The 13,313-nt window shown below is 43.0% G+C and carries 10 protein-coding genes and 1 pseudogene; 2 read left to right on the top strand and 9 right to left on the bottom strand.

Annotated features, from left to right (window positions below; translation table 11 throughout):
- Nucleotides 1-27: 27 nt before the first annotated feature.
- Nucleotides 28-1,098, top strand: a complete 1,071-nt coding sequence (locus BM739_RS14440) for a polysaccharide lyase family 7 protein (RefSeq protein ID WP_076541834.1) — start codon at nucleotides 28-30, stop codon at nucleotides 1,096-1,098.
- A gap of 148 nt (nucleotides 1,099-1,246) precedes the next feature.
- On the opposite strand, the gene BM739_RS14435 is transcribed toward BM739_RS14440, so the two are convergent.
- Nucleotides 1,247-1,654: a hypothetical protein gene (locus BM739_RS14435; protein WP_076541832.1), complete on the bottom strand. Its 408-nt coding sequence runs from the start codon at nucleotides 1,652-1,654 to the stop codon at nucleotides 1,247-1,249.
- 283 nt (nucleotides 1,655-1,937) lie between these two features.
- Entirely contained in the window at nucleotides 1,938-3,716 is a 1,779-nt protein-coding gene (locus BM739_RS14430; RefSeq protein WP_076541830.1) for a sodium:solute symporter family protein, read from the bottom strand.
- A gap of 539 nt (nucleotides 3,717-4,255) precedes the next feature.
- On the opposite strand from BM739_RS14430, the pseudogene BM739_RS20550 reads away from it, so the two are divergent.
- Nucleotides 4,256-4,507: pseudogene (locus BM739_RS20550) on the top strand (hypothetical protein).
- 168 nt (nucleotides 4,508-4,675) lie between these two features.
- Here the strand turns inward: BM739_RS20550 and deoD are convergent.
- From deoD to BM739_RS14395, 7 genes are all read right to left on the bottom strand, one after another.
- Complete coding sequence (gene deoD, locus BM739_RS14425) at nucleotides 4,676-5,389, bottom strand: purine-nucleoside phosphorylase (RefSeq protein WP_076541829.1); 714 nt, start codon at nucleotides 5,387-5,389, stop codon at nucleotides 4,676-4,678.
- A gap of 56 nt (nucleotides 5,390-5,445) precedes the next feature.
- Nucleotides 5,446-6,672 carry a NupC/NupG family nucleoside CNT transporter gene (locus BM739_RS14420; protein WP_076541827.1) on the bottom strand — a complete coding sequence of 409 codons (1,227 nt, stop codon included), beginning with the start codon at nucleotides 6,670-6,672 and terminating at the stop codon, nucleotides 5,446-5,448.
- 474 nt (nucleotides 6,673-7,146) lie between these two features.
- Nucleotides 7,147-8,376, bottom strand: a complete 1,230-nt coding sequence (gene arsJ / locus BM739_RS14415) for an organoarsenical effux MFS transporter ArsJ (protein ID WP_076541826.1) — start codon at nucleotides 8,374-8,376, stop codon at nucleotides 7,147-7,149.
- A gap of 17 nt (nucleotides 8,377-8,393) precedes the next feature.
- Nucleotides 8,394-9,416, bottom strand: coding sequence for an ArsJ-associated glyceraldehyde-3-phosphate dehydrogenase (locus BM739_RS14410; protein ID WP_076541824.1), 1,023 nt, complete (start codon nucleotides 9,414-9,416; stop codon nucleotides 8,394-8,396).
- A gap of 60 nt (nucleotides 9,417-9,476) precedes the next feature.
- Nucleotides 9,477-10,349: a metalloregulator ArsR/SmtB family transcription factor gene (locus tag BM739_RS14405; protein WP_076541822.1), complete on the bottom strand. Its 873-nt coding sequence runs from the start codon at nucleotides 10,347-10,349 to the stop codon at nucleotides 9,477-9,479.
- Nucleotides 10,350-10,523: 174 nt separating this feature from the next.
- Complete coding sequence (gene glmS / locus BM739_RS14400) at nucleotides 10,524-12,353, bottom strand: glutamine--fructose-6-phosphate transaminase (isomerizing) (protein WP_076541821.1); 1,830 nt, start codon at nucleotides 12,351-12,353, stop codon at nucleotides 10,524-10,526.
- 40 nt (nucleotides 12,354-12,393) lie between these two features.
- A complete protein-coding gene (locus tag BM739_RS14395) occupies nucleotides 12,394-13,164 on the bottom strand; it encodes a DeoR/GlpR family DNA-binding transcription regulator (RefSeq protein WP_076541819.1) in 771 nt (256 codons plus the stop codon).
- Nucleotides 13,165-13,313 lie beyond the last annotated feature (149 nt).

Genomic DNA, 13,313 nt, shown 5'->3' with positions numbered 1-13,313 from the left:
TATTTATAGCGTCAAACAGGAGGCAAGATGCCACACCGTTTAATAAAAACTACCATTGCTACAGCGATGGCAATAGGCCTTTGTTCAAGCGCCTATGCCGCCACAGACTTAGCCACTCAGCAGCAAGCCTACAAAGCTAAACTCAGCCAAGCATTAAGCCCAGCGCTGGCACCTGCGCAAAATTTTGATTTATCGAAAATGAAAATCAATCTGCCTATTCCTGATCATCGCCCAGCGCGCCAAGGTCAGGTAATGGAAATTGAAGTGGATGAACTTAACGATAGTGTGCGCCCGTACACTAACCACTTTTGGTTTTACAGCCACCCTGAAACTGGCGCCATGGTGATGGCATCACCTAACATAGCACCAACCACCAAAAATAGCGCTAATGCCCGCTCTGAACTGCGGATCATGCTTAATGGTGAAGGCACCAAAGTAAACCCCAAGCATCCAAGCAATAACTTTGTCATTGATACTCACCCTAACAAGCAAGCTTATGGCGCAATCGGCGGCCAGTTAAGTGCCACCGTTGCGGTTGATTGGGTTAGTGTTAGTGGTGATGACAGTAAATTTCCATCGCACTCGGTGGTGGTTGGCCAAATTCATGGTTCAAGCAAAGTTGAACCACTTAAAATTTACTACCGTAAAATGCCAAACCATGAATATGGGTCACTGTTTTGGAACTATGAAGTTTACCCCGCTGATATCGACCAACGCTACGATATCCCTATTCCCATTTGGGGCAGCGATACGTTAACCAAGCAAAGTGACGATCCTGTTGATGGCATCAAACTAGGTGAGCTATTTAGTTATGACGTCAATGTGGTTGGCAGCTTGATGACGCTAACCTTTGTCAAAAATCCCGGTACTGATGCCGCCCAAACCAAGGTATTTAAAACCGATTTAAGTCAGCCTTACCCAGGCCATCCCATTGACCAAGGTTATGGCAGCGACAACATGTACTTTAAAGCCGGTGCTTATAACCAATGTAACCAAGGTACCCAACACCCAGTTTGGGGCACAGGATGCACTAACAACGGTGTCGCTGCTGGAGATTACACTCAAGTGAGTTTTTATAAGCTGAACTTGAAACAGTAGTATTGTGGGTTATTTAAGTCACTAATAAAGCCAGCAACAAGCTGGCTTTTTTGGTAGAAATCACCCTCAATAGCTAGCATTTATCGTTAATTACGAGCTTATGGTCTTGATTTTTTTAATCAATAAACCAAGTTTGATAACTAAAATCCTATCGCCATAACCTTATTGTGCCCAGCAAGTAATAAGCACCGAAAATACAGCAAATGACAGAACTGACGACCCCAAATGTGGGCGAGTTTTGGTGCACCACGGGAGCGGATGTGAAAAACGGTACGATTAATCCAGCAACACCACGCACTAAATACACAGCGGTGATTAAGACTAAACAGGTTTTTAATAGAGGAAGTTTAAAGATAACCCCAGCGCCAGATAGGGCGTAAAAGCCCCAGCCCGCTAGAATAGTAGCGATGATAAGCGTGACTATCGTCGGGTAAGAGTCACCAGCAGCAGCCATCTGCGCCATTCCCTCACCAGCACCGAAAATACAGCTGATGTGTAATAACGCAGCGAAAAAGCTTAAGAAACCCGCAACAATAAGTAGATTATTCCTTTGCATCTAAATCCCTTTAGAACATAACGTTTATAGCCAGCCAGTGACAGTACATTCAGCGAAGCTATTAATTAATAAGTACTTTAGCAAATCAAAATCGAAATGACGAGTAGGCTTAATGACCAATACTCACTTCTAATTACAACGTTAATCTTTTTAAAATCAGCAAACCAAGTTTGAAAACTAAATTCCCATTGGCAAATAGCCAAAAAAAAAACCACCTAGATTACTAGGTGGTTTTTATGGTTAATAGTTTTGTAGGGTAACAGAGTTAACTGTTATTTAAAGCTTAGCTATTGCTCGCTTCTGCCTCTAGGGCTGCATCTTCAATCTTATCGTCTACCGCTTTAATCAACACTAGACCCACGGTAAGTACAATGCCGCCACACAAGATAAAGATAAAGCGTCCGGTCATCTCGTTAGGTATGAAGAACATGGTCATAATGCCAATACCTGCCACCGAAATCAGTGAACCGAGCATTTTACGTTGCTTGTTATCTAACTTCTGCTGCTCTTCACCTTCTGAAACCAACGGTGTATCAAGGTTCTCGAAGAACTTATCTACATCTTTTTGACGCTCTGCCGTTAATGGCTTGTAGAACAATGTTGATGCCACAAAGAAGCCAGCTGTAAACACTAAGTGACCAATCAAACCAATGGCAACCACGAGCTCAGACCACTCACGTGAGGTTAACTGATTATCTAAGTTAAACGCTGTTTCTATCATTTCTGGGGTGATAATAAAGCCCACAAAGAATGACACAAAACCACCGACAACTAAGGTACCCCAACCAGCCCAGTCTGGGGTTTTCTTAATAAAGAAGCCACAAAAAGCAGGGATAGTCATCGGGAAGCCAATCAAGGCGCCCACGTACATCATGGTATCGAATAAGCTTAACCCTTTGAGCGAGTTGATAAACAATGCCACCAAGATAATCGCAACACCAAAGAAGCTAGAGGTTAATTTTGAAACCACTACGAGCTCTTTCTCGTTCGCTGTTGGGCGAACAATTGGCTCATAGAAGTTTTTAACAAAAATACCTGAGTTCTTGTTCAGACCAGAGTCCATAGAAGACATGGTTGCTGCAAACATGGCCGCAATCAATAACCCCACCATACCTGCTGGCATGTAAGTTTCTACGAAGTAAAGGTAAGCAAAATCTGAGGCTTTACCAGCAGCATCTGGGTAAGCCAGTGCCAAGTTAACCCCTTCACCAGCTATAAACCAGCTTGGCATGAACCAAATTAATGGGCCCATAGTCATTAAAATACACGCTAACAATGCTGCTTTACGGGCATTTTTAGAGTCTTTTGCAGCAAGGTAACGGTAAGAATTCAGCATGTTATTGGTAATACTGAACTGCTTTAAGAAGATAAACACACCCCACATCGCAAAGATGCTCAAGTAGTTCATGTCGTTACCAACAATGAATGACTCAGTTGGGAAGTTTTCAATGATGTTATTTACGCCACCACCGTGAATGATTGCCACTACCGCACAAGTAACGGTTACGGCCATAATCACCAGCATTTGCAAGAAGTCTGAGGCGATAACCGCCCAAGAACCCCCTGTCACTGACATCACTAATACCACAAGACCCGTTAGGATAATGGTGGTGGTCATGTCAAAACCGAAGATACCTGATGCAATAATGGCTAAACCGTTTAGCCAAATACCCGCGGTAATCACGCTGTTTGGCATGCCGGTCCAAGTGAACACTTGCTCGTTAACTTTACCGAAACGCATTCTAATGGCTTCAATAACGGTAACAACGCGAAGTTGACGGAATTTAGGGGCGAAATAGAGATAGTTCATCAGGTAGCCAAAGGCATTGGCTAAGAACAATATTGCGACAGCAAAACCGTCGGTGTACGCTTTACCTGCAGCACCGGTAAAGGTCCAAGCACTAAACTGCGTCATAAACGCCGATGCACCTACCATCCACCACAGCATGTTTCCGCCGCCACGGAAGTAATCACTTGTATTGTTCGTGAACGTTCTAAACATCCAACCAATACCAATCAGGAATAAGAAATATATTCCGACAACAATCGTGTTAAGTTCCATTGTCCAACCTTAATCTAATACGCTTGAGTTGACTATAATCTAAAAGCCCCATTTAATTGTACTACAATATAGCAAATGTGTGATCAAACGCATAACAGTTATTCGGCTATTTTATTTGCAGTCGCATTTTATGATTTATATTCATTTTCAATAAAAACCAAAAAGGAAGCAAAACCATAAAAAACAGCAACATACCCACCACAAGTGAGTAGGTTCACACATTTTCACTTAAAGAAAAAACACAAATAATTATTACATTATGACAGTTAAGGGTAGTAACTCTTTCACCACAACCACCTAATTGTAGTATTTATTATCCATTTAGAGAGAGGTTTCACTTACGAATATCAAACAAAACTACTTTCAAATCACCTCAAAAAGCAGTTATGTGTGTAAAATAACTTAATTAATATTAAAAAATGTTGAAAGCACTCATAATAAGTGACAGTAACAAGCATTAAAATAGCACCTAAGTGCATTGCACACTTTCTCCATTAGCAGTTTAAGAGATGCCGCTAACCTTACTGAATGAGACTTTAATGGCAAAACCCAACGCTAAAGGCCCTAGTCGCACTGTCGATATCTTCTGTGGCAAATGTAAAACCCAACTTTTTAAATATCGCAAAGGGGGGAAAGGTGCATGAGTAAAATGCTTTAAAGAGCGCATTGTAAATGATTACACCACCAGCCCATGTATATGTCCGCAATGTGAAAGCACTTTTGCTAGAGACACACTAGTACGTGGGACACCTGCCTTTAAGATGATTGGTGGCAAGGTAACCATGAAGTAAATCTGTTGAGTTTAAGTTTTATCCAAATAATTATTTAACAAGCGAATTGACCAATTTCAGATAAAGCCCATTAAAAATGCCGCCCAATACCATAAGGAATTGGCCGGCATGACGGCTTCATACTATCAATCAGTCTCAGCGAGGATTTACACTCGATAAGCTCTTTAATTAGTAGTCTAAGTGGCTTACCGCTTCTAATGTCAGCTTGATCATGTCATTTAAAGTCTGTTGACGCTCTTCAGCGCTCAAGTGTAAACCTTGTCTTAAATGATCGGTCACTGTCATCATTGCTAATGCATTAGCGCCATATTCAGCTGCAACGCCGTAAAGCCCTGCCGCTTCCATTTCGACGCCTAAGATGCCGTATTTTTCCATTAGGTCGTAACGTTCTTCATCTGCACTGTAAAATAAGTCAGAAGAATATAGGTTACCGACATGGTAGCTAGCGCCTTGTTTTTCAGCTGCATCAGCTGCTAAACGCAACATGTTAAAGTCAGCAATCATAGCAAAATCGGTATTAGCAAAGCGCGAACGGTTAACCGCTGAGTCAGTGCTTGCGCCCATTGCCATCACCACATCCATCAATTTAATTTTGTCGCTTACCGCGCCACAAGAACCGATACGGATAATGTTCTCAACGCCATATTCGGTGATCAACTCTTTCGCGTAAATAGAGATTGATGGAATCCCCATACCAGAACCCATGACTGAAATCGGCTTACCTTGAAACTCACCGGTATAACCCAGCATGTTACGAACATCAGTCACTAGCTTTGGGTTATCAAGGAAGTTTTCAGCAATATATTTAGCACGTAGAGGGTCGCCAGGCATTAAAACTGTCTTAGCAAAAGCACCTTCTGGGGCATTAATATGTGGGGTCATGTGTTACTCCAATAAAAAAGCCTGCTATTGATAAGCAGGCGTAAAAAATAAGGTTATTAGCCGGCTAAGCTAAATAATAAACCGGCAATGGTACCGCTCATTAAGTTTGCTAGCGCAGCGGCAATTAAGGCTTTCATGCCAATTTCACTTAGGTCATGACGACGCTCTGGGCATAATGCCGCTAAACCGCCAATCACCATGGCGAGTGAGCCAATGTTAGCGAAGCCACAAAGGGCAAAACTGATAATGATTTGGGTTTTTGGTGACAGTTCAGAGGCTACTTTTAAGAAGTCGAGATAAGCCACAAACTCATTAATCACCATTTTTTGGCCGATAAATGAAGCCGCTTGGGTCGCTTCAGACCAAGGCACCCCCATTAACCATGCAAGTGGTGCTAACAAGTAACCTAAGATGGCTTGTAGGGTTAGATCTGCAATACCAAACCAACTACCTACGCCACCAATAAGACCGTTAACCATTGCAATCAATCCCACAAATGCAATCAGTAACGCAGCAACCATCATCACCTGTTGTATGCCCATCGCTGCGCCATTGGCGGCGGCATCAAGTACATTGCTAGGTTTGTCTTCTTGCTCATCCATGACCTTACCAATGTCATTGCGAGGGGTTTCAGTTTCTGGCCACATGATTTTGGCAAACAATAGCCCTGCTGGCGCAGTCATAAAGGCAGCGGTCAGCACGTACTTAATATCAACACCCATTTGGATATAACCAATCATGGTACCACCAGCAACAGAGGCTAAACCGCCAGTCATCACGGCAAATAGCTCTGAGCGGGTCATGTGTTTTACAAATGGACGCACCATTGAAGGGGCCTCAATCGGGCCCACAAAAATATTGGCGGTTGCCGATAACGACTCAGCGCGGCTAGTGCCAAGTATTTTTGATAATGCGCCGCCAATAATGCCAATAAACAGCTGCATGATACCAAGGTAATACAGCACAGCTATCAGCGCGCTAATAAATACCACAATGAATAACACGTTAATTAAAAAGATGAATCCAACACCGAATTTAGCCAAGTCACCAAACACGAAGCTTAAGCCTTCATTGCCGTAGCTAATAACGTGCATCACGCCATTAGAAGCGCTATCCAATATGGTTTGACCCATTGGCACGTACATTACAAATGCACCAAAGGCGACTTGGAATGCTAACGCACCGATAACCGTTCTTAGGTTAATAGCCTTTCTTCGTTCTGACAGTAAAACAGCTAAACCAATCAAGGCACACATGCCTAGTAAACTGATGAAAACATCCATACATTTTTAACTCACTAAACTCTACGATACGAGCAGTTTAGCGAGCAATGGCACGGACTCAAGCAATAGATACCAGTCGGGATGATTATTTTTATTAGACGATTAAAAGCCTGATGACGCCTTATAAATAACAACGCAAAGCCTAAATAGCGCTTTCATAAGGAGCAGACAGGTAGCAATCAAATTACAACTTAAAAACATCACCAACATCATCCTCACAAGGGTGACCAACTGAATCAATAGCGGCGTGATTTCAAACAGAATAAAATGTCACTTTATCCGATCAAATTATTACAACTAAGTAATTTTACAACACTAAAAAACGTTAAAAATTAGCCCCAAAATGCTTCACTTTCGAAGTACTCAAACAAGAACAATGATTCAAATAAGATAGATGAAGATGAAAAAGCCCGTTAAACGGGCTTTTTATTTAGAATGACCATTAAATAGCACTGCGGTAACTGTAACGATAAATCAGTTCGTATTCAGTTTGGTCACAGGTAACTTGGTCGATAGCCCTGCTGCAATAGCAACAAAGGCCGCAGAGATCCACAAGCAGGCTTCTAGACCATAAAACTGAAACACTAGCCCAGATAATACCGTACCAATTAGCCGTCCCATAGCATTCGCCATATAGTAAAAGCCCACATCAAGGGACACTTCATCACTATCGGCATAGCTAACAATCAAATAGCTATGCAGTGATGAATTCACCGCAAACACAGCGCCAAACACCAATAAACCAATAATAATGCTGCTTTGAACGTAAAAATCCATCTGTAACGCCAGTGCGATTGCAGCGGGTATTAGGGTTAAATAGCTGGCCCATAATACTGCTGCGCGGCCACTGGGCACTTGGCCATGCTTTTTACCGGTAATGTAGGGCGCAAAGGATTGCACAATGCCGTAGCCAATCACCCAACTTGCCATAAAGCCGCCAACCCACCAGTGATCCCAATCAAAAGTCACCGCCAAAAATACTGGCAAGGCCACCACAAACCACACATCACGGGCGCCGAATAAAAACATTCTTGCAGCAGACAAGATGTTGATTGAGCGGCTTTTTGAAAACACCTCTTTAAACTTAGGCTTACTCTTGGCTTTACCTAAATCCTGTTTAAGGCTGATTAAGCTAAATAACCATACTAGCGCCAACAGTGATGCCATTAAGATTATCACGCCCCTGAACTCAAGCAAGGTCAGTAATAAACCGCCTAAGAAGAAGCCCACCCCTTTTAAGGCATTTTTAGAGCCGGTAAGAATTGCGACCCATTGATATAATTTGCCCTCAGCCCCTGCTGGCACCAAGAGTTTAATGGCGCTTTTAGCACTCATTTTATTTAAGTCTTTGGCAATACCTGACAATGCTTGTGCTAGCATGACATAGCCAATAGTCAGCATCTCAGCCGGCACAGCTAACATGGCTAAAGCGATAATTTGCAGCCCCAAACCAATATTCATGGTTTTATTGAGCCCCAAACGCGCCCCAAGCCAGCCGCCGACTAAATTAGTCACCACGCCAAAGATTTCATAAAACAAAAACAGCATGGCAATATTGAGCGGGCTATAGCCTAAGTGATGAAAGTACAACACCACCAGCATTCGCAGCGCACCATCGGTTAAGGTAAACGCCCAATAATTACCGGTTATCACCAAGTATTGCTTAATCTGTGGTGATAAGTTGCTTAACGATAAAAGTCCCATTAACTCATAACCTTTATCTAGTGCTTGTCAGCCAAACCAACCATACGAACCAATTCTGCGGTGCGATTTGCATAGCCCCACTCATTGTCATACCACACATACAGCTTCACTTGAGTGTCATTTACCACCATGGTGGATAAGGCATCAATAATGCTTGAGCGTGGATCGGTTTTATAATCAATTGAGACTAACGGGCGCTCTTCATAGCCTAAAATATCTTTAAGCTCATTGTCAGCAGCCTGCTTCAATACTTGGTTTATCTCAGCAATATCGGTTTTGCGCTCAACTTCAAACACACAATCGGTTAGGGATGCGTTAGTGAGTGGCACTCGAATCGCATGACCATTAAGCTTGCCTTTTAGCTCAGGAAAAATATGAGTAATTGCCGTTGCAGAACCTGTGGTAGTAGGGATTAAGCTAGTGCCACAAGCACGGGCTCGGCGTAAATCTTTGTGAGGCGCATCAATAATGGTTTGAGTATTAGTAATGTCATGAATGGTGGTCATTGAGCCATGTTTGATACCAATTTTTTCATGAATCACTTTAACCACTGGCGCTAAACAGTTAGTGGTGCAAGACGCTGCGGTAACGATAGGGTGAATGGCTTTATCATAAAGGCCTTCATTAACGCCCATGACAATATTCAATACGCCATCTTCTTTAACTGGCGCAGTAACAACGACCCTTTTAACGCCTTGGTCTAAATATGCTTGTAACAAGGCTTTGGTTTTAATTTTACCTGACGCCTCAATAACCACATCACACTGTGACCAATCGGTATCTTGAGTGGCGACATTTTGGGTACATGGGATGGCTTTGCCATTGATCAGCATAGCTTGAGCGTCATTCACTTCTGTATGGGTCGCCTCGTGGTGCCAGCGGCCGTGGACTGAATCAAACGTCATTAAGTGGGCTAATGTTGCAGCATCGCCAGCGGGATCATTGATATGCACGATTTCAACCTCGTCCCAATCAAATGCTGCACGCATTGTTAAGCGTCCCATACGGCCAAAGCCGTTAATACCGATTTTAATAGTCATTAGCATATCCTCTGCTGTTTCTTTTGAAACAAGTTATAAAATAAGTCGTTAATTTAAAAATTAATTACAAAAGCTCGCCTTACTAAAGTTTGCCTTGCTTGGCCGGCCTTGCATTTGCGCTAGCCTTTGCAGCGGCGCGGCTATAAAGGAAATATTATTTTCTGTGGTTTGCGCTATCACAGATTTGGCCCACAAAGGTAGCTCGGCATTAATCCGATAAAACACCCATTGGCCGTGTTTTCTATCGCTGATAATGTTGGCTTTTTTAAGTACCGCTAGATTGCGCGATACCTTAGGTTGGCTATCTTCTGCCAATGCCTGCATCAACTCACAAACACATAACTCACCATGATAGTGGGTTAACATTAAGGTTTTTAAGCGAATATCATCAGTTAAACATTTATAAAAAGCGCTAGGTTCGAGCGGCTTTACTGGCTCAATGCTGGTGGCAGTTTCAGAACTAATAGCTTTAGAGTTGATAGATGTTGAGTTAATAGATGTAGAGCTAATAGGCTCTGCTTCCACTAAAAGAAACATCGACAAGCGATCATTGATTTCATTCAAAGTCGCCGAAAAAGGCTGGCAGCCGGAACGCGCTTTAGGATCGGAAAAATCCCAAGCCAGTTGTTTAGTGGCAGTTTCATAACTGCGGCACTCTGCAGTAGCCCTATTACAAAGGGTAATGACGTAATCAAACTGCTGCGCTTTAAAATCACTAATAGAGTTTGTAACCAGTTTAGTGGTATTGGCCGTATCAATACCAAAACGGTTGAGGGCATCAACAGCGCGAGGGTCCACCGCTTCAGGCTGGGTGCCAGCGCTATAAACCTCAAAGCGATCACCCGCACGGTGCGTTAACAACACTTCAGCCATTTGCGAACGGGCTGAATTGCCCGTACACAGAAATAACACTCGTTGTTTGTTGATACTCATATTTATCCCTATGCAAAATTTATACAAAATATTGTATATACGAAATATCATATATGCCAGTTTTATTTTGAACTTTGAATGATTAGTTTCAGCAGTTCTCAAATAGCCACAAAACAAAAAAGCCCCAACATCTGCATGTTGAGGCTTTTAAAATGTTAGTAATTAACTGTCGATTTATTCAACCGTTACCGATTTGGCGAGGTTACGTGGTTGATCCACGTCTGTACCTTTGATTAATGCCACATGGTATGACAATAACTGTAGTGGAATGGTATAAATCAGCGGCGCCATAAACTCATCACAGTGTGGTACTGGGATTACCTTCATAGTGTCATCAGACTCAAACTCGGCATCTTTATCGGCAAACACATACATTAAGCCGCCACGAGCACGAACTTCTTCTACGTTTGATTTAAGCTTTTCAAGTAGCTCGTTGTTAGGTGCAACGACAATCACTGGCATATCAGCATCAATTAACGCTAATGGGCCATGTTTAAGCTCACCAGAAGCATAAGCTTCAGCATGGATATAAGAGATTTCTTTAAGCTTTAGTGCGCCTTCCATTGCGATTGGGTATTGATCGCCGCGGCCTAGGAATAATGCATGGTGTTTGTCAGCAAAATCTTCTGCAAGTTCAGCAATGGCATCATCTAAGCTAAGGGCTTGCTCAACTTTAGCTGGCATAGATTGTAAGCTTTGGGTAATTTCAGCTTCCATCGCCTCAGTCATGCCATTATGACGACCAATTGCAGTGGTTAGCATTAATAAACCAGCCAATTGCACGGTAAAGGCTTTAGTTGACGCCACACCAATTTCAACGCCGGCTTTCATCATATAAGCCATATCAGATTCACGTACTAATGATGAACCAGGAGCATTACAGATGGTTAAGGTGGCTTTGTAGCCCATTTCTTTTGCTAGGCGCATTGCCGCTAAAGTATCAGCCGTTTCACCTGATTGTGAAATAGTGACTAATAAGCTGTTCGGGAACAGGTGTGATTTGCGGTAGCGAAACTCTGATGCAATTTCGACATTACATGATACGCCAGCCCAGTCTTCTAACCAGTAACGCGCCGCCATCCCCGCATGGTAACTGGTACCACAGGCAATGATTTGTACGTGTTTGATGTCTTTTAAGAACTCTGCGGCGTTGTCACCAAAAGCTGAATCCAATACTTTACCACCAGCAATACGACCTTCTAAGGTGTGGGCTATCGCGGTTGGCTGCTCATAAATTTCTTTAAGCATGTAGTGACGGTATTCACCTTTATCACCGGCATCGTGGGTGACTTCTGACTCTTTTATTTCACGCTCTACCGCATTGCCATTAACATCAAAAATGTTGACTTCGCGGCGAGTCACTTCAGCTACATCACCTTCTTCTAAAAAGGCGAATGAGCGGGTAACAGGTAATAAAGCCAGCTGATCTGAAGCGATAAAGTTTTCACCTAAACCGTAACCCACAACTAATGGGCTACCACTACGGGCAACAACCATGCGCGAGTTATCACGGCGATCGACAACTACAGTTCCGTAAGCACCTTCTAGTTGTTTAACAGCTGTTTGCACTGCGGCTACTAGGGTGTCATGTGTTTTCAATTCATGGTGAACAAGGTGACAAATCACTTCGGTATCTGTATCTGATGCAAAGCGGTAACCCAAGCCTTTTAGCATTTCACGCAGTTTATTGTGGTTTTCAATAATACCGTTATGCACTACGGCAATATCGCCTTCAGACACATGTGGATGAGCATTACGCTCACTTGGCTCACCATGGGTAGCCCAGCGAGTGTGTGCGATACCTGTGCCGCCAGATAGTGGCGCTGCGGCTAACGCATCTGATAACTCTTGTACTTTACCGACGCGGCGAGTACGGCCAAGTTCATCATTATTGATGATGGCAACACCTGCTGAGTCATAACCACGGTATTCAAGACGCTTAAGGCCTTCTACTAGAATTTCAGCCACATCTCTTTGCGCTACTGCGCCAACGATTCCACACATAATTTATGTCCAATTATTTAATTTAGTAAAAATGTAAAAGTTATTCTTTGTGGGGAGCCAAAATGACTCTCACACCATATTCTGTAATTGTGGCCACCGTCTCTGCTGGTAGCTTGTCATCAGTGACTAATACGCTGATATTGCTCCAAGGTAATTCGAGATTGGGGATCCGGCGGCCAAACTTGTCCGACTCAAGCATCACGATAACGTCTCTTGAGACCTCTGCCATCACTTTGCTTAAGCCAGTTAATTCGTTAAAGGTGGTCGTGCCACGGGCTAAATCAATGCCATCTGCGCCAATAAACAGCTGGTCAAAGTTATATGAGCGTAGTACTTGTTCTGCAATTTGGCCTTGAAACGACTCTGAATGCGGATCCCAAGTGCCACCGGTCATCAATAATGTCGGCTCATTTTCTAACTCATGAATGGCGTTTGCCAGTTGCAATGAGTTCGTCATCACTAACAAGCCGCGCTTATGATTGAGCTGTTGAATTAACCCTGAGGTGGTACTGCCGCTATCGATGATAATGCGGTTGTGATCGTTAATTAATTCAGCTGCAGCTTTCGCTATGGATAATTTATTCGGGGCTATTTTGCTGCTAAATGCCTGAGTGACTTCATCAGGTATAGCAACTGCGCCACCATAACGGCGTAATAACAGTCCGGCTTTTTCTAAGGTGGCTAAGTCTTTGCGAATGGTGACTTCAGAAGTTTCGAACCGTAAGGATAACTCATCAACACTGACTTCGCCTTGGCTATTGAGCAGGCTAATAATGCTATGGCGTCGCTGCTGTGTGTTTCTTTTATTCATGTTCAGTAGCTTAAGTTTCGATTCGAAAGGCACATTATAACCAAACGAAACTTTTTTACTAGTTTTTGAAAGTTACCTGTTTCAAATTTAGCCCAAAAAAAAGCCCCTATCATTGATATAGGGGCTTGGTGTTGATAATCAAAAGTTAA

Origin of the sequence: Shewanella sp. UCD-KL21, assembly GCF_001957135.1 — a bacterium.
Classification (GTDB): domain Bacteria; phylum Pseudomonadota; class Gammaproteobacteria; order Enterobacterales; family Shewanellaceae; genus Shewanella.
Note: the sequence above shows the minus strand (reverse complement) of the source record. Positions and strands in the feature narration are given on the sequence as shown.